The sequence below is a fragment of the Halorubrum sp. 48-1-W genome (genome assembly GCF_003287355.1).
Classification (GTDB): Archaea; Halobacteriota; Halobacteria; order Halobacteriales; family Haloferacaceae; genus Halorubrum.
The window spans coordinates 31081-47281 of the sequence record NZ_QMIM01000025.1 but is presented as its reverse complement, the minus strand read 5'-3'; the positions used below and the strand labels follow the sequence as shown (position 1 = coordinate 47281).

At 69.0% G+C, this 16201-nt stretch carries 15 protein-coding genes; 9 read left to right on the top strand and 6 right to left on the bottom strand.

The window, feature by feature from the left end; all coding sequences use genetic code 11:
- Positions 1–4: 4 nt before the first annotated feature.
- Together DQW50_RS12415 and DQW50_RS12410 are read left to right on the top strand one after the other, a co-directional pair.
- Positions 5–1153 carry a mechanosensitive ion channel family protein gene (locus DQW50_RS12415; protein ID WP_112079597.1) on the top strand — a complete coding sequence of 383 codons (1149 nt, stop codon included), beginning with the start codon at positions 5–7 and terminating at the stop codon, positions 1151–1153.
- Positions 1150–1716: a HemK2/MTQ2 family protein methyltransferase gene (locus DQW50_RS12410; protein WP_112079596.1), complete on the top strand. Its 567-nt coding sequence runs from the start codon at positions 1150–1152 to the stop codon at positions 1714–1716. Before DQW50_RS12415 ends, DQW50_RS12410 begins: the two co-directional genes overlap by 4 nt.
- Here DQW50_RS12410 and DQW50_RS12405 read toward each other — a convergent pair.
- Positions 1685–2614, bottom strand: coding sequence for an ABC transporter substrate-binding protein (locus DQW50_RS12405; protein ID WP_112079595.1), 930 nt, complete (start codon positions 2612–2614; stop codon positions 1685–1687). The genes DQW50_RS12410 and DQW50_RS12405 overlap by 32 nt on opposite strands.
- Before the next feature lie 117 nt (positions 2615–2731).
- Here DQW50_RS12405 and DQW50_RS12400 point away from each other — a divergent pair, with 117 nt between their 5' ends.
- From DQW50_RS12400 to DQW50_RS12385, 4 genes are all read left to right on the top strand, one after another.
- On the top strand, positions 2732–3745 hold the full coding sequence (locus DQW50_RS12400; RefSeq protein WP_112079594.1) for a 5-methyltetrahydropteroyltriglutamate--homocysteine methyltransferase: 1014 nt from the start codon (positions 2732–2734) through the stop codon (positions 3743–3745).
- Positions 3745–4818 (top strand): methionine synthase, encoded by a 1074-nt coding sequence (locus tag DQW50_RS12395; protein WP_112079593.1) that lies wholly within the window; start codon positions 3745–3747, stop codon positions 4816–4818. Before DQW50_RS12400 ends, DQW50_RS12395 begins: the two co-directional genes overlap by 1 nt.
- Before the next feature lie 69 nt (positions 4819–4887).
- Positions 4888–5475 carry an FAD-dependent oxidoreductase gene (locus DQW50_RS12390; RefSeq protein WP_112079592.1) on the top strand — a complete coding sequence of 196 codons (588 nt, stop codon included), beginning with the start codon at positions 4888–4890 and terminating at the stop codon, positions 5473–5475.
- Between the two features lie 54 nt (positions 5476–5529).
- A complete protein-coding gene (locus DQW50_RS12385) occupies positions 5530–6279 on the top strand; it encodes a sugar phosphate isomerase/epimerase (protein WP_112079591.1) in 750 nt (249 codons plus the stop codon).
- A 40-nt stretch (positions 6280–6319) separates the two neighbouring features.
- Here DQW50_RS12385 and DQW50_RS12380 read toward each other — a convergent pair whose 3' ends face one another.
- Positions 6320–7162 (bottom strand): hypothetical protein, encoded by an 843-nt coding sequence (locus tag DQW50_RS12380; RefSeq protein WP_112079590.1) that lies wholly within the window; start codon positions 7160–7162, stop codon positions 6320–6322.
- Between the two features lie 78 nt (positions 7163–7240).
- Positions 7241–8326: an NADH:flavin oxidoreductase/NADH oxidase gene (locus tag DQW50_RS12375; RefSeq protein WP_112079589.1), complete on the bottom strand. Its 1086-nt coding sequence runs from the start codon at positions 8324–8326 to the stop codon at positions 7241–7243.
- 247 nt (positions 8327–8573) lie between these two features.
- Here DQW50_RS12375 and DQW50_RS18200 point away from each other — a divergent pair, with 247 nt between their 5' ends.
- Complete coding sequence (locus DQW50_RS18200; RefSeq protein ID WP_198664675.1) at positions 8574–8735, top strand: hypothetical protein; 162 nt, start codon at positions 8574–8576, stop codon at positions 8733–8735.
- Between the two features lie 254 nt (positions 8736–8989).
- On the top strand, positions 8990–10483 hold the full coding sequence (locus DQW50_RS12370) for a HEAT repeat domain-containing protein (protein ID WP_112079588.1): 1494 nt from the start codon (positions 8990–8992) through the stop codon (positions 10481–10483).
- Positions 10484–10772: 289 nt separating this feature from the next.
- Here DQW50_RS12370 and DQW50_RS12365 read toward each other — a convergent pair whose 3' ends face one another.
- Together DQW50_RS12365 and DQW50_RS12360 are read right to left on the bottom strand one after the other, a co-directional pair.
- The gene (locus tag DQW50_RS12365) at positions 10773–11780 is read right to left on the bottom strand and encodes a bifunctional oligoribonuclease/PAP phosphatase NrnA (protein ID WP_112079587.1); all 1008 of its coding nucleotides are present in this window, start codon (positions 11778–11780) and stop codon (positions 10773–10775) included.
- 277 nt (positions 11781–12057) lie between these two features.
- A complete protein-coding gene (locus tag DQW50_RS12360; protein WP_112079586.1) occupies positions 12058–12252 on the bottom strand; it encodes a cold-shock protein in 195 nt (64 codons plus the stop codon).
- A 104-nt stretch (positions 12253–12356) separates the two neighbouring features.
- On the opposite strand from DQW50_RS12360, the gene DQW50_RS12355 reads away from it, so the two are divergent.
- A complete protein-coding gene (locus DQW50_RS12355) occupies positions 12357–14150 on the top strand; it encodes a phosphatidylserine/phosphatidylglycerophosphate/cardiolipin synthase family protein (RefSeq protein WP_112079585.1) in 1794 nt (597 codons plus the stop codon).
- A gap of 40 nt (positions 14151–14190) precedes the next feature.
- Here DQW50_RS12355 and DQW50_RS12350 read toward each other — a convergent pair whose 3' ends face one another.
- Entirely contained in the window at positions 14191–16140 is a 1950-nt protein-coding gene (locus DQW50_RS12350) for a DHH family phosphoesterase (protein WP_112079584.1), read from the bottom strand.
- Between the last annotated feature and the right edge of the window lie 61 nt (positions 16141–16201).

Genomic DNA, 16201 nt, shown 5'->3' with positions numbered 1-16201 from the left:
GACGATGCTCGAGGTCGGAACCGTCGTCGGCGTGCTCGCCGATCTCGATCGGCTCGTGGACGGAACGGTTCGGCGAATCCTCCTCACGGCGGCGATCATCGCTGCGGTCGTCGTCGTCCGGCTGGCCGTCGGCCGGGTAAAACGGCGGGACGGGGAGCTCACCTCGAAACAGCGGATGGCGCTCTCGACGACGGTCGCGGGGACCACCGCTGTAGGGGTGCTCGCGGCCCTCGTCGTCTGGGGGCGCAGCGGGGCGCTCGTCGACGCGTTCCAGTCGGCGGCGATCGCCGACCAGCTGTCGAACGTCGTGCTCGCGGTGATCCTGCTCGCGAGCGCCTACGCGGTCACGGACTTCCTCGGCGACGTGATCCGCGAGCTCTCCGTCGAGAGCACCGCGGTCTCCGAACACCAGGAGGAGGTGCTCCGGCGGATCGTCCAGTTGAGCGTCTACACGCTGGTCGCACTCGTGACGATCGGCCTCTTCACCGACAACGTCGGCAGCCTCCTCGTCGGGGCGGGGTTCCTCGGGATCGTCGTGGGGATGGCCGCCAGACAGACCCTCGGTGCCGCCCTCGCCGGGTTCGTCCTGATGTTCTCGCGGCCGTTCGAGGTCGGCGACTGGGTGTCGATCGGCGAGTACGAGGGGACCGTCACGCAGATCTCGATCATCAACACCCGGCTCCGGTCGTTCGACGGCGAGGTCGTCACCATCCCGAACGACGAGGTCCGTTCGGGTGCGGTCGTCGACCGCTCGCGCCGCAATCGGCTCCGGATCGAGGTCGAGGTCGGCGTCGACTACACCACCGACCTCGACCTGGCCGTGGACGTCGTCGAGGGGGCGGTCACCGGGCTCGACGGCGTGGCTCGGATGCCCCAGCCCGACGTCGTGACCAAGCGGTTCGCCGACTCGGCGGTCGTCTTCGGGGTCCGCTACTGGATCACGAACCCGAGCATGCGAAAGCGCTGGCGGACCCAGACCGCGGTCATGGCCGCGATCAAAACCGAGTTCGAGGCCGAGGGGATCACGATCCCCTTCCCGCAGCAGACGCTCTCGAGCCGGACGAAGGGGGCCGACGCCGAGTTGAACGCCCGGATCGGCGGCGGGGGCAAGTCCGAACCGTCGGGTGAGACGAACGGCTCCGAGGGGACGTGACCCGGTTCGACCGCGACGGGCCGACCGTGTATCGGCCGGCCGAGGACTCCGGGCTGTTGGCGGAGGCGGCCGTCGCGGCCGCTCACGGCCGCGTGCTGGAGGTCGGGACCGGCTCCGGCTGGGTCGCGGAGCGGATCGCCGACGAGCGCGGGCTCCGCGTCGTCGGGAGCGACTACAACCCCCACGCAGCGCGGGAGGCCCGCGAACGCGGCGTCGAGGCCGTCGTCGGCGACCTCCTCGACCCGTTCCGCAACGACGCGTTCGACACGGTGTGTTTCAACCCGCCGTACCTCCCGACCGACCCGGACAACGAGTGGGACGACTGGATGGAACGCGCGCTCTCGGGCGGCGAGTCCGGACGCGAGCTCATCGAGCCGTTCCTCGCCGACGTCGGTCGGGTGCTCGCACCGGGCGGGACCGTCCTCCTGCTCGTCTCGTCGCTGACCGGATACGAGGCGGTGCTGGCGCTCGTCGAGGAGGCCGGCTTCGACCACGCGGTCGCCGTCGAGGAGTCGTTCCCGTTCGAGACGCTCACCGTGTTACGGCTCGACCGACGCGTCTGACCTTCGCGTCGCCGCCGGGTTGGTCGCTTCCGGGCTGGTCCGGGTGGATCATGGCCGCGAGCGCCTCCAACGTGTCGACCACGCGGTGGCTGTGACGGTTGAGGTAGGCGGTGCCGTCCATCGCGTACACCCGCCCGTCACGTACCGCGGTCACGTCGTCGAGCGGTTCCCGTTCGAGCAGGTCGCGGGCGCGCCTGCCGGCCTCGTCGACGTCGGCGCTACACGGCCCGACGACGAGAACCTCGGGGTCGAAGGCGCGCAACTCGGCGGGGTCGACCTTCCGCGACCGCTCGCCCGCGGCGACGAGCCCGGGTTCCCCGCCGGCGAGCCGGACCAGATCGGGGACCCAGAGCCCGCCGTGGCGGACCGGGTCGGTCCAGTCGAGGACGGCGACGCGCGGGCGGGAGTCCGAAGCTGTTCCCCCGGCGCCGGTCGAAACCGCGTCCGCGACGGCGTCGATGCGGGCTTCGAGGTCCGCGCGGAGTTCGATCGCAGTGTCTGGACGGCCGACCGCCTCGCCGATCCGCTCCACGTTCGCGAGCACGTCCGCGAGGTCGTCGGCGTGGACGTCGAGCACCGCGGCGTCGAGGTCGAGTCGCTCGACCGCCCGGCGGGCGAGCCCGGCGTCGAGCGCGCAGACGGCACAGACGCCCTGGGTGAGTATCGCGTCCGGGTCGGCCGCGGCGAGCGCGTCGCCGTCGAGGTAGTAGACGTCGTCGTGGGCGACGATCCGGTCCAGCTCGTCCGGGTCGCCGTCGAGGTCGCGGACGAGCCCGGTGAGCGTCGGCCGGTCGGCCACCGCCGGCGGGTGGTCACACTGGTGGGAGACCGCTGTAGGCGTGACGCCGAGCGCCGCCGCAACTTCCGTCGCCGAGGGGAAAAGCGAGACGACTGACATGGGACCGGGTTCCGCGCCTTCGGGGTTAACGGTTCGGCTCGGGTAGCCAGATACAATAACTACAAGACATAAATCAGGTTCGCAAATATTATACAACGGCATATCCAACGCTCGGTGATGACCGAACGAGTCGCGGCCACGCCGGGGATCTATCCGCTCCCGGACTGGGCGAAAGGGACGCTGTCGGACCTGAAGGGCCACCAGAAGGGCGACCTCCTCAGCGGCGACGAGGGGGAAGAGATCGCCGGGACGTACGACGAGGTCCGCGCGGAGTTCGTCGACGACCAGCTCGAGGCGGGCCTCGATCGCGTCGTCGAGGGACAGGGACGCTGGGACGACATGATGGCCCACCCGCTGACGGTCCACGACGGCGTCGAGACCGGGGGGATCGTGCGCTACTACGACAACAACAACTTCTACCGCGACCCGCGGGTCGTCGACGACCTCGGCTTCTCCGGGGACGTCGCCGGCGAGCTCGAGTCGGCGCGGGCGCTGCTCGCGGAGGCGGGCTCTGACGGTGCCCCGCTCGCAGCGACGCTGCCCGGGCCGTACTCGCTCGCGGCGCTCGCGACGGACGAGCACTACGGCGACGACGACGAGTTCCAGGCTGGGATCGCCGAGTTCCTCGCCGGCGAGGTCGAGGCGTTCCCGGCCCACGAGACGCTGTTCCTCCTCGAGCCGTCGCTGGTGACGGACCCGCCGGCGGACGGGACCGAGGAGCGCGCGACCGGCGCGATCGCGACGGTCGCCGACGCAACCGACGCCGACGTGGTCGTCCAGACCTTCTACGGCGCGCTCGACGAGAAGCTCTACGCGCACCTCGTCGACGAGGCGGACGCGGACGCGCTCGGGCTCGACCTGGTCGCCGGCGACCGCGAGGACACGGTGTACAACGTCCAGGAGTACGGTTCGACCGACTCGGTCGCGCTCGGGCTCGTCGACGGCCAGAACACGCTCGTCGAGGAGCCGGAAACGGTCGCAGAGCGCGTCGAGTGGTTCGAGGGACAGGTGCCGACTGCCGACTTCGGGACGACCTACCTGACGCCGAACACCGAGCTGTTCTACCTGCCCGAGAACAAGTACCGCGCGAAGCTGTCCGCCCTCGCCGCAGCCACGGAGGTGTTGGCGTAATGGTCCGAAACCCGTCCGCCAACCGCGAACAGTTCCGACCGACCGACCACCCGAACGACGCGTTCCTGCTCACGACCGTCGTCGGCTCGTACCCCAAGCCGAAGTGGCTCAACCGGGCCGACGAACTGGTCGAGGACCCCGACTCGAAGTTCGACGAGGCCGACCTGGCGGAGGCGCACGACGACGCCTGCCGGCTGATCACCCACGAGCACGAGCGCGCCGGGCTCGACACCGTCGTCGACGGCGAGATGCGCAGAAACGAGATGGTGGAGTTCTTCGCCGAGCGCATCGACGGCTACGAGTTCAACGGCCCGGTGAAAGTGTGGGGACACAACTACTTCGACAAGCCGAGCGTCGTCGAGGAGGTCTCCTACAACGAGCCGTGGCTCGTCGACGAGTTCGATTTTACCTCGAACGTCGCCGAGCGCCCGGTCAAGGTACCGATCACGGGGCCGTACACGCTCGGCTTCTGGGCGTTCAACGAGGCGTACCCCTCCACCGAGGAGCTCGTCTACGACCTCGCGGACCTCGTGAACGAGGAGGTCGAGAAGCTGGTCGAGGCGGGCGCGCGGTACGTCCAGATCGACGAGCCCGCGCTGGCGACGACGCCGGAGGACCACGCCATCGTCGGCGAGGCGCTCGACCGGATCGTCTCGGGTATCGACGAGGAGGTTCGGATCGGCTTACACGTCTGTTACGGCGACTACTCGCGGGTCTACCCCGAGATCAACGACTACCCGATCGACGAGTTCGACGTGGAGCTGTGTAACGGCGACTACGAACAGATCCCGACGTTCACCGAGCCTACATTCGAGCCCGACCTCGCGCTCGGCGTCGTCGACGCCCACACCGCCGAGATCGAACCGGTCGAGGAGATCAAAGCGAACATCCGCCAGGGACTGCGGGTCGTCCCGCCGGAGAAGCTGACGATCTCACCCGACTGCGGGCTGAAGCTGCTCCCCCGCGAGGTCGCCTACGGCAAAACCGAGAACATGGTGACGGCTGTGAGGGAGGTCGAAGCCGAGATCGACGCCGGCGAGATCGACCTCGACGCGCCGCTCGCGGACGACTGATTCGCCGCCGGTCACCCGATCACACGCACGTTACCTGACATTTATGCGGGTCGCCCCCGTGTGTCCGGCATGGCAAACGTCATCGTCGTCGGCGGCGGCCCCGCAGGCCTGAGTGCAGCCCTCTTCACCGCGAAGAACGGCCTCGAGACGACCGTCTTCGACACCGACGGCACGTGGATGCACAAGGCACACCTGTTCAACTACCCCGGGATCGGGTCCGTCGACGGCACCCTCCTCGTCGGCACGATGCGCGAGCAGGTCGACGACTTCGGCGTCGAGCGCCACCAGGGCGTGGAGGTCACGGGCGTCGAGTCGGCGGACGACGGGTTCGTCGTCTCGACCGAGGACGACGAGCACCCTGCCGACTACGTCGTGCTCGCGACGGGTGCGAACCGCGACCTCGCGGAGGACCTCGGCTGTGCGTTCACCGAGGACGACACGGTCGACGTCGGCGTGGACATGGAGACCTCGGTCGAGGACGCCTACGCGACGGGCGCGATGGTCCGCGCCGAGGAGTGGCAGGCGGTCATCTCCGCGGGCGACGGCGCGGCCGCCGCACTCAACGTCCTCTCGAAGGAGAAGGGCGAACACTACCACGACTTCGACGTCCCCGCCGACGCCGAGCGCGTGCTCGGGTCGCTCGTCGACGAGGAGTAGCGAGCCCGGCGGGCGGTCCGTTTTTTTAAGTCCCCCGCAGCGCAACCGATCGGTATGGACATCGGCGTGACCGTCGGCGACGACCTCGACCGACTGGCGGCGTCGCCGGCGGCGTTCGACTTCGTCGAGCTCGGCGTCGGCGCGGGCAGTCTCCCTCCGGAATCGATCGACCCGGACCGGCTCGAACGGGAGCTCGCCGGCCGCGACCTGGTCGTTCACCTGCCGTACAGCCAACTCCTCACGAGCTACGCGCGCGAGGTCAACGACGCCATCGTCGCCTACCAGCGGCGGCTGCTCGAGAGGGCCGGAGACCTCGGCGCGCGGAAGGCCGTTCTCCACGCCACCTCCGCCGACCGCGACGACGTGGAGTTCCGCGAGACCGCTGGCGAGCAACTCCGGCGGGTCGCCGACGCCGGTCGCGAGGCGGGCGTCGAGGTCGTCGTCGAGAACGTGGGGCACCAGCACCGCGGGATCCAGCTGTCGGTGCTCGGCGACATCGCCCGCGAGACGGACACGGCCGTGTGTTTCGACGTCGGCCACGCCTACATGGAGGGCGGGAACAAGGCGATACGGCGGTTCCTCCGGAGCCACGCCGACCGCGTCTCCCACCTCCACTGTCACGACGTGCGCCGCCGCGGCGACACGCACATCCCGATCGGGGCCGGCGAGGTGGACTACGAGGCGGTGAGCGCGGGGCTGGAGGGGTTCGACGGCACCGTCGCACTGGAGGTGTTCACCGACGACGACGACCTGCTCGTCGACTCCGCCGAGCGCGTCGCCGACCGGTTGGGAACCTCCTTTTGAGGGCGAAAGGGGGTCGACTCGGCGGACCGCGACGCGAACCCTATCGCCCCTGGCCGTCGTCTTCGGTTCCGTTGCCGCCCTCCCCGTGCGCGGAGCCGTCATCGCCGGGTTCCTCGCCGTCGGTCGCCTCGTCGTCACCCCCCTCGCCGTCGACCGCCCGTCCGCCGTCCTTCTCGCCGTCGTCGATCGCCCGCTTTATCGATTCCAGCTCGGACTCGACGTCGACCTCCGGAGGAGCGTCGGCGTCGTCGGCGTCGGTTTCCGCGTCGCTCCCGTCCGCGTCGTCCGCTCCGGGGTCGGTCACGTCGATCCGGACGGGAGCGTCGTCGCCCGCGTCGTCCCGATCGCGTCGGCGGCGATCGTCGCTGTTCCGGTCCGTTCGCCCGTCGCCGACCCGTCGGGACCGCGCCGCGTCCGCCTCGCGGCGACCCTCCTCGATCCGCGATTCGATCTCCGCGGTGAGGTCCCGCGCGTCGGCGACGATCGAGCGGGAGGCGGCCTCCTCCGGGAGGTCGGCCTCCGAGAGCGCGTCCCGCAGTTCCGCGAGCGACCGGGAGAGCCCGGCCGTCGCACCGGCGCGGACGTCCGCGAGGCGGTCGCCGGTCGCCTCCGCCCCCGCCGTGACGCTCCGGCCGGGGTCGGCGAGCCGGAGCGTCCCCTGGAGGAGTTCGAGCGATTTGATCGTCGTCTCCAGGAGAGCGATGAGCGTCGGGATGGTGTACTGCTCGGTGAACCGCACCAGCTCCGAAAGCCTGGGCGGACGCGGTGGCCCGCGACGGTCGCGCTCGGTCTCCCGGAGCTCGCGCCGGAGCTCGCTCAACACGTCCTCGAGCTCGTCGAGCCGCTCCTCGAGGTCGTCGTCGCGTCGGTCACGGGAACTCATACCCTCGCGTACGCGACGGGCGGGTAAAAACCTCGGCTGTGGGGGTCGACACCGTCAGTCGACGCGGTCCGGCACCCGTCAGTCGAACCGTCCGCGCCGATACTGGACCGGCCACTCGATCTCCGCGCCGAGCTCGTGGGCGGCCTCGAGCGGCCAGTAGGGGTGTCGGAGCATCTCGCGGCCGAGCGCGACGAGGTCCGCCCGGCCGTTTCGGACGAGCGCGTCGGCGTGGCTCGGCTCCGTGATCCCGCCGACGGCGGCGACGGGCACGTCCGTTCCCTCCCGGATCGCCTCCGCGTACGGCACCTGGTAGCCCGGCCCCGCGTTCGGGAGCTCCTGGTCCGGGTGGATCCCGCCGCCGGAGACGTCGATCAGGTCCGCACCGGCGTCGGCGAGGAGCGGGGCCAGCCGGACCGAGTCGTCGACGTCCCACGAGTCGCGATCGGGGAGCCAGTCGGTCGCGGAGATCCGGACGAAGACGGGTTTGTCGTCCGGCCAGACGTCGCGAACCGCCTCGACGACCTCGCGAACCAGCCGCGTCCGGTTCTCGAAGCTCCCGCCGTACCCGTCCTCGCGGTCGTTGGTGACCGGCGAGAGGAACTGGTGGAGGAGGTAGCCGTGGGCGGCGTGGACCTCCGCGATCTCGAAGCCGGCCGACAGGGAGCGCTCCGCCGCAGCGGCGAACGCGTCGATCACCGCGTCGATGTCGTCGGCGTCCATCCGGCGGGTGGCGGCGGGGTCGTCGTCGGGATACGGTTCGTCGGTCGCGGAGAGCGTCTCCCACCCCTCCTCGTGGTCAGCGGGGAGCGCGTGTCCGCCCTCCTTCGGCGGGGCGTGGGAGGCCTTCCGGCCGGCGTGGGCCAGCTGGATCGCGGGAACCGCGCCCTGCGACCGGACGAACGACGTGACCGGTTCGAGCGCCTCAGCCTGTTCGTCCGACCAGATCCCCAGGCAACCGGGCGTGATCCGACCGCGTCGCTCGACCCCGGTCGCCTCCGCCATCACGACGCCCGCGCCGCCGACCGCGCGGGTGCCGAGGTGGACCCGGTGCCACTCGTTGGGCATCCCCTCCTCGGCGGAGTACTGACACATCGGCGAGAGCATGATCCGGTTCGGGATCTCCGTGCCGCGCAACGAGAACGACGTGAAAAGCGAGTCCGTCATCGCCGGATCGACGACGCCGTCGTGGTAATGCCCACCGATAGCCCGCCCGAATCGCCGCCATCCCCGCCACCATCGATTCCGCCCTCGTCTCATCGACTCCATCCCCGCCACCATCGACTCCGCCCTCGTCTCATCGACTCCGCCCTCGTCTCATCGACTCCGCCTCGTCCGTTTCGGAGCCACGCCCGGCCCACGCGATTTAGGTCGACCGAAATCTATAACCCTTCCCGCCTCGGAGCAGTCGGCAATGAGTAGCGGAGAACCCGTCGAACGCGAGCCCGGACCCTCGAGCGACGACCCACCCGCCGTGACGGCGAGCCGCGCCTCGCCGACCCGAACCGTGTTCACCGAGGAGGGTAACACCGACGGCTGGATCGCGACCGACCTGACCGTGGAACTCGAACGGTAGTCGTCGAGCGGGCGTTTCCGCCGAATCGGACTCCCCGCCAAGCCCCCGCTCTCATCGAGTCACCGACGTTCTCCGACGGGATCTCCGGCGCCCCGTTCCCCGCGATACGCGATCTCGCACGAAACCGGCCGACGGAACGCTTCGTCCCGCGCGTCTACCGAACGCTTCGTTCCGCGCGTCGAGCCGTCGTCCGGAGATAGGGGCGCGGCGCGAAGGGAAACGTCTTAATGCACTACGTGCGCACTCTCCGGTATATGAGCAACGGCGACGACGAGCCGGCGGAGGCTGCCGAGGAGGCCGACGCCGCCGACCAGGCGGACACGGACGAGCCCGAGGCGACCGCCCCGACGCTCCCCGACGAGGCGACCGAAGAGTCCCTGACCGAGTACCTCGAGGAGATCGAGGCGATGCTCGAGGACGCCGAGACCGAGGCGGACCTCGACGACGTCGAGGCGCTGCTCGACGACGCCGAGGACGCCCTGGCGGGTGCCGACCTCCCCGAACCCGACGAGGACGACGAGGACGCCGACGACCCGCAGGGCGAACTGGAAGACCGGATCGCGGAGCTTCGAGAGGGTCTCGAGGACGCCCGCGGCCCCTACGCCGAGGACGTCGTCGAGGCGATCGAGACGTCGGTCTCGACGCTCGAGGACACCGAGTGGACCGCCGAGGGACGCGAGGACGCCGCTGGAGCGGTCGAGGCCTTCGTCGACGCGGCCGCGGAGGCGGTCGACGACGGCGTCGACGCGGACGCGATCGAGACGGACCCGGACGCCGCGGACGCCGGCGACACGAACGACGACGAGACCGACGCTACGGACGACGAGGCGGAGGCCGACGCTACGGACGACGAGGCGGAGGCCGACGAGGACGCTGACGACGGGGAGGCGGGGTCCGACGACGACCGGATCGCCGCCCTCGTCGACGCGCTCCGTGCCGTCGCGGCGGGGATAGAGAACGCGGGACTCGACCCCGACGACGACGCGGAGACGCTCGCGGAGCTCCTCACAGCGACCGACGCGCTCGAGGACGACCTCGAGGACGCCGAGGAGTGGGACGATCTCGAGACCCACGAACAGCTCCGCGCGCAGGGCTACTACGACGTGCTCGGCCACTACAAGGACTTCCCGGTCGAGTGGGCTGCGCTGAAGGAACACGAGGCGCGGGGCAACGTCGACATGGTCCTGCTGGCGCTCGACTCGCTCCAGTCGGACTTCATGGAACGCCACTGTCTCGAGGCGTTCGAGCGGATGGGCAAACGCGGGAAGACCGAGGCGTCGCTCGAGGAACTGCTCGGACGCGCGGGCAAGCGCGACCAGTTCGCGATCCGCATCCTCGGGAAGATGTCAGCCGAAGAAGCAGTCGAGACGCTCCTCGAGTACGTCGACGAGGACTCGAACCCACAGCTCCAGAAGGCGACGTTCAAGGCGCTCGGCGAGATCGGCGCAGTCGACGCGGTCGGCCCGCTCGCGGGGAAGCTATCGATGGAGAACGACCACGTCCGGCCGTTCGCGGCGCGCGCGCTCGGGCTCATCGGCGACACCCGAGCCATCGACCCGCTCGCCGATGCGCTCGCGGAGGACGACTCGGACGACGTCCGCGCGGCCGCCGGCTGGGCGCTCCGGCAGATCGGCACGCGGGAGGCGCTCGAGACGGTCGCCGAGTACGCCGACGAGCGCTCCTTCGTCGTTCAGACCGAGGCCGAAAAGGCACGGGCAGCCCTCGACGCCGCTGCGACGCCGGCTTAGTCGAGCCGAGACTCCCGCACAGCCGCGTGTTCGTGGATCGGCGACCCGGGTCGTCGGCTACTCGATTTCCTTCCATCCGGTTTCGTTGAAGTCCACATATCCTGACAGGATCTCCGTGCGAGGTACATCGCGTGTAGTCGGCGTTACAGCGATGTTTGTTTCACGTCGAAACTGCTGAACCAGCAACTCACCACACGCGTGCGAATTGAGTTATCAAGCGACATATGACGGAGTCCGGAGTCGGATAATAACTGTCCTTATCGAACGGTCGTTCGTGTTACTCTTCTGTCTATTCGGACAGATTGAGTTCCGCGAACAGGCGTGTAGTAATGATTTGTTCGACCATATCAAGCAACTGTGCGTCGTCGGACGTGTAGTCAGCAAAGAGACCGAGCGGGATTTCACCGCCCGCGACGTCGTGATGGCCACCGCCACTCCCGACATCTTCGAACGCCTCGTCCAGTATATCACCGACGTTCACTCGTGCATCTGGTGACCGAGCACTGAGGTGAATTGCGTCGTTGACGAGTCCAAACACGATGGCGGTCTGAACGCCCTCGAGTCTCACCAGATAATCGACGGCCTGTGGGAGCGCATCACGTTCGGTCGTCCGGCCGACGTGAGAGATGAGTACCGCTCCGTTTATAATTCGATTGTCGATCGCGGTCGAGATCGCGTCGAGGGTTCCCCCAGACACCGACGGCGAGGAAAGCTGGCGGACCATCTCTTGATCCGCGTACTCGTGAAGATACCCCGACGCATCGTACTCCCCGGAGGTCGCCCCGCGGAGGAAGTCGAGGGTGTCCGAACGGATGGCAAACAGGAGTGCTGTCGCGAGATCCGTATCCAGATCAATGTCGAGGGTGCGCACGTACTCCGTAAGGATCGTCGCAGCTGCTCCCAGTTCCTCACGATGATCGACGAACCGGGCGTCGATATCCTCGGCAGGATGGTGGTCGATCACGATATCGACGGCCGTGTCCGGGGGAACCGTGTTGTTCTCGCCCGGGATGGAATGATCGACGAATGCAAGTAACGAGTCCGGCTGACGGTTCTGGACGGTCGCCGAATCGAACGATCGGAGGTCGATGTCAAGGAGATTGACGAACGCTCGGTTTTGCTGGTGGGAAATCTCGCCACTGTAGAGGATCTGCTGTTCGTCGATGCCAGCCGCAGCCGCGATCCGACCCAATGCGAGTGCGCTCGCGAGACAGTCCGGGTCGGGGTTATTGTGGCAGACGATGTTGAGATCGCTGCCCCCCTCGAGAAGGTCATAAAGCTGTTGTGGCTGACTCATACACCCATATCTACAATCTCTGTACAGTTACAGTACAGGATATATCAAGACAAGTCAGTTACCCACGACTAAAGTCGTGGGGGGTTGCCCTCGAAATCAATGTGAATATATCAGCTGTCGATGATTCAGCGGAGCCTTCGATCCGGAAGTGCCCGCTGAACCGAGCGGTGGCTCGGTGCGTGATATACGTGAAAACGGGGTCGCGTCCGGTGTCCGCCCGTGAAGGTGGGTCGGGCCCGATAGTCGGTGTGAGGGTCGGGGCTGCGGTCGCCCGAGGTTAGTTGCGGACGACGTTCGTCGCGCGGGGGCCTTTCGGCGACGACTCGACGTCGAACTCTAACTCCTGTCCCTCCTCGAGGTCCGGGCCGCCAACGTCTTCCATGTGGAAGAACACGTCATCGTCCTCGTCCTCAGTCGAAATGAAACCGTAGCCGCCAGTGTCGTTGAAGAAATCAACCTTTCCGTTTGCCATTGCAAACAAACGTACGAGCGATCCGGGCATAACCCTTGCGAGGGTCGTGGTACCACGAGGGGACCGCCCGACCGTTTATATCGAATACCGCGGCCAGAGCCCGTATGCGTTCCCCGAGTAACCGGTCCCGTCCGTCGGTCGGGGCCGAGCCCACCGTCCGGGTCGAGGCCGCCACCCGGATCGACGCCGCCGCTCGGGCCGAGGTCGCCGCCCGAATCGTCGTCGCGATCGCGGTCCTGCTCGCGACGGTCGCGTCGGCGGCGGGCGTCGCTGGCGTCGCGGGCGCGACGGGAACGTCCGGAGCGGTCGAACCGGTAGAAGCCGCAAACCAGACGGAGGCGACCGGAGGGGGAAACCACACAGTCGACACTGCCGACCCGCGGATCGTCGAGCTGTATCCGAACCCGACCACCGAGGGGAATCGCGGCGAGTACCTCGTCGTCCGGCTCCCGGAGCCCGGAAACTGGTCGCTCTCGGACGGCTACCACGACGCGTCGCTTCCGTCGGACGCGAACGGAACGGTCGCGCTCTCGATGGATCCGAACCGCACGCGGGACCTCCTCGGCGATCGTGACGTCCCCGTCCGCGCGCTCGACGGCTACTTCCCGCTCTCGGCGAGCGGCGACCGGATCGAGCTACGCAGTGGCGGCGAGGCGGTGGACGTCGTCGAGTACGGCCGCGTCCGGGAGGGCTACCGCTGGCGGTCAGCGTGGGACGAGTGGCGACCCGACGGGTACGCCCCGCGCGCGCCCGAACGCGTTGCCGGCGCGGCGGTGACGCCGTTCGTCCTCCCGGACAGCCCGGACACACCCGTCGAACCGCTCGCCGACGCCGAAGAGCGGATCTTCCTCGCGGGATACACCGTCGAGTCCGAGCGTGTCGCGGACCGCCTCGTCGACGCGGCTGACCGTGGAGCGGACGTACGTGTCCTCCTCGAGGGCTCCCCGGTGGGTGGCTTTCCGCGGCGGGGGGCCCACGTCGCCGATCGGCTCGTCGCCGCCGGCGTCGAGGTTCGCGTCCTCGACGGCGATCCGGAGCGGTTCCGGTTCCACCACGCGAAGTACGCGGTCGCCGACGACCGGTCGGTCGTGCTCACCGAGAACTGGAAGCGGTCGGGGACGGGCGGCGAGTCGAGCCGCGGCTGGGGGGTGGTCGCAAACGATCCGGAGGCCGCCGAGGACCTCACGGCACTCTTCGAGAACGACGCGACCGCTTCGGACACCCGTTCGTGGGAGTCGTTCCGCGAGGAGACGACGTTTCACGGACCGGCGACGGACGGGGGAAACGACGACGACGCGGGAGTCCTCGAGACAGCGGACCGGCCGTACCCCGCCCGGTTCGATCCGCCGACACCCGCACCCGCGGACGTGGAACTGCTCACCGCGCCGGGCAACGCCGACGACCGGCTGGTCGAACGGATCGACGCCGCCGACGACCGCGTCCTCGCGATCGTCCCGCGGACGGATGGTCCGGACGGGCGGATCGTCCGGGCGCTCCGTCGGGCGGCCGACCGCGGCGTCGACGTCCACCTCCTGTTGTCGAACGCGTGGTACGACCGCGAGACGAACCGGGAGGTCGTCGACGCGCTCGCGGACGAGCCGATCGAGGTCGCCGTCGCGGAGCCGCGCGGCCGGTACGGGAAGGTCCACGCCAAGGGGCTCGTGGTCGACGACACCGCGGTCGTGGGGAGCCTCAACTGGAACGAGGGGGCAGCGACGGAGAACCGCGAGGTGCTCCTCGTCGTCGAGAACGCTGGGGTCGCCGACTTTTACGCCCGGACGTACGCCGCCGACTGGCGCGGCGGCGGCGTCCACCTGCCGATCGGGATGGTCGGGGGGCTGGCTGTAACGCTTGTCGGTGCCGGGGTCGTCGCGCGCCGGGAGGTCGAGTTCGCGTGAGCCGAAACGCCCGAAAACGCCGGCGCCGAAAGACGCCGGCTCAGTCGTCGTCGATGACGGCGGTCGAGGAGAGCGACTCGTCGATCTCGGCGTCGGCCATCTTCCCGACCAGCGCGTCGATGACGGCCTCGCGGCGGCCCTTCACGAACTTGATCGAGCCGACGACGAGGTGGCCGCCGCCGGAGACGCCCGCCTCGGGGAGCTCCTCGTTCAGCTCGGTCACCATCGTCGGGATGTCGAGGCGGACACCGTCCGACCGCAGGACCGCGAAGTCCGGCCCGTAGCCGATCGTAATGACGGGGTCGCCCGTCTCCTGGACCCGGGTGTCGTGGAGTTCGCCCGTCGTCTTCCCCGGCGCGGGGTAGGTAAAGCGGTGGGCGTACTCGTCGACGTCGATCCGGTAGAGGTGCGCGCCGGAGGCGAGCCGCTCGTGTTCGACGTGGTCGTCGACCGCCTCGAGCTGGCGGTTCACGTCCCGCTCGGCGCGCTCGGAGAGGAACTCGACGAGCTCCGCGTGGCGTTCGGGGTCGTCACAGCCGACGTTCAGCGCGTCGTTGACGAGCGTCTTCCCCTCGGAGTAGCGTAGCCAGTGAGCGGCGTAATCGAGCGCCTCCCCGATGTCGAGGAGGTCTTCCTTTCCGTAGCCGGCGTCGGCGGCGAGTTCGATGTAGTCCTCCATCGCCTCCGCCTTCGACCGGTCCGAGAGCCCGGCGACGGCGGGCACGTGTTCGAGCTCCTCCGAGAGCGACGGGTCGATCAGCCGCGCGAGCTCGACGCACATCATGCCGGTGGTGACCCGGTAGTCCTCGCCGTGGAGGTACGGGTTGACGTGGGCGTCCAGAAGCGGCGCGACCGCCTCCGGGTCGGGGTGGTGGTGGTCGACGACGGCGATGGGGATGTCGTAGTGCGTGAGGTTCTCGTAGGCGGGGACGTCCTCCTCGGTCGACCCGTTGTCGAGCATGAGCAACAACGGGAGCTTCCGGCCGTGGCGGGCGCGCCCTTCGAGCGCGAAGTTGAGGTCGCGGGTGACGTCCTCCATCTCGTAGTACGGGGCCTTGCTCGGCAGCCGCTTGAACAGGTGTTGTGGGGCGTCCGGGTCCTCGTGGACGTCCCGGACGAGCCGTTCGAGCGCCAGCTGAACCGGGATCGCCGCACACATCCCGTCGCCGTCGGCGTGGTGGCGGACCCGGATAGGTCGTCCGGCGAGCACGGTTCGCCGGAGCAGTCGGGCCAGATCCCGGAGGTCGTCGTGGATCGACTCGAACGCCTCCCACTCGACGAGGGGGTCGACGTCGGCCGGGTCGGCCCGTTCGTCCAGCGCCGCCTCGAACGCCTCGCGAGCCTCCCGGGCGCGGTCGCCGGAGAGCGTCTTCAGCGAGTCGACCTCGAGCTGGAGGCCGCCCTCCCGGGTCTCGACGGTCCCGGCGACGTGGACCATGTCGCCGACCTCGGCGCCCGGGTACGCGCGGACCCCCGCCTCCTCGAAGGCAGCACAGGAGACGACGCCGGAGGCGTCGGCGACGCCGAAGATCGTCGGGCCACCCGTCTGTTTCGTCTGGACGACCTCGCCCTCGACGGTCACCTCGTCGCCGGGGACGAGCCCACGAACTCGCGATATCGTCGGTTCGTGCTCGACGGTCTCGGTCGTGTAGCCGCCCGGCGACGCCTCCTCGAAGGCGACATCGCCGTTCTCTTTGACCTCGACCAGTCGGACGATCAGCCGGTCGCCGACCGCGTACTCGCCCTCGAGGTTCGACTCGTGCACGAGGCCGCTCACGGCGTCGGAGACGTCGACGAAGACGCCGTACTCGACGACGCCGTTGACGGAGGCGTGATACAACGCACCGGTCCGTACGTCCTCGAGGGTACAGTCGGGCGCGAGGTCGTGGACGACGTCTCGGTCGTCGCGTTCCCCCTCCGCCCTCGCGGCGTCGGGTTCGGGACTCGAATCGTCCCGCATGCCGGAATCCCCGGCGGTGTGCTCGCTCATACACGCCGTTCGGGATCGGAGGGTGTTAAGCTTGTTATCTCGTGCTCGCGCGCAGGCGGCC

What these genes read in the sequence shown, in the direction of transcription:
- DQW50_RS12400 (WP_112079594.1), top strand. Translation starts at nt 2,732, where the DNA reads ATGACCGAACGAGTCGCGGCCACGCCGGGGATCTATCCGCTCCCGGAC.
- DQW50_RS12390 (WP_112079592.1), top strand. Translation starts at nt 4,888, where the DNA reads ATGGCAAACGTCATCGTCGTCGGCGGCGGCCCCGCAGGCCTGAGTGCA.
- DQW50_RS12365 (WP_112079587.1), bottom strand. Translation starts at nt 11,780, where the DNA reads ATGAGTCAGCCACAACAGCTTTATGACCTTCTCGAGGGGGGCAGCGAT.
- DQW50_RS12350 (WP_112079584.1), bottom strand. Translation starts at nt 16,140, where the DNA reads ATGAGCGAGCACACCGCCGGGGATTCCGGCATGCGGGACGATTCGAGT.
- DQW50_RS12380 (WP_112079590.1), bottom strand. Translation starts at nt 7,162, where the DNA reads ATGAGTTCCCGTGACCGACGCGACGACGACCTCGAGGAGCGGCTCGAC.
- DQW50_RS12375 (WP_112079589.1), bottom strand. Translation starts at nt 8,326, where the DNA reads ATGACGGACTCGCTTTTCACGTCGTTCTCGTTGCGCGGCACGGAGATC.
- DQW50_RS12370 (WP_112079588.1), top strand. Translation starts at nt 8,990, where the DNA reads ATGAGCAACGGCGACGACGAGCCGGCGGAGGCTGCCGAGGAGGCCGAC.
- DQW50_RS12355 (WP_112079585.1), top strand. Translation starts at nt 12,357, where the DNA reads ATGCGTTCCCCGAGTAACCGGTCCCGTCCGTCGGTCGGGGCCGAGCCC.
- DQW50_RS12360 (WP_112079586.1), bottom strand. Translation starts at nt 12,252, where the DNA reads ATGGCAAACGGAAAGGTTGATTTCTTCAACGACACTGGCGGCTACGGT.
- DQW50_RS12395 (WP_112079593.1), top strand. Translation starts at nt 3,745, where the DNA reads ATGGTCCGAAACCCGTCCGCCAACCGCGAACAGTTCCGACCGACCGAC.
- DQW50_RS12405 (WP_112079595.1), bottom strand. Translation starts at nt 2,614, where the DNA reads ATGTCAGTCGTCTCGCTTTTCCCCTCGGCGACGGAAGTTGCGGCGGCG.
- DQW50_RS12385 (WP_112079591.1), top strand. Translation starts at nt 5,530, where the DNA reads ATGGACATCGGCGTGACCGTCGGCGACGACCTCGACCGACTGGCGGCG.
- DQW50_RS12415 (WP_112079597.1), top strand. Translation starts at nt 5, where the DNA reads ATGCTCGAGGTCGGAACCGTCGTCGGCGTGCTCGCCGATCTCGATCGG.
- DQW50_RS18200 (WP_198664675.1), top strand. Translation starts at nt 8,574, where the DNA reads ATGAGTAGCGGAGAACCCGTCGAACGCGAGCCCGGACCCTCGAGCGAC.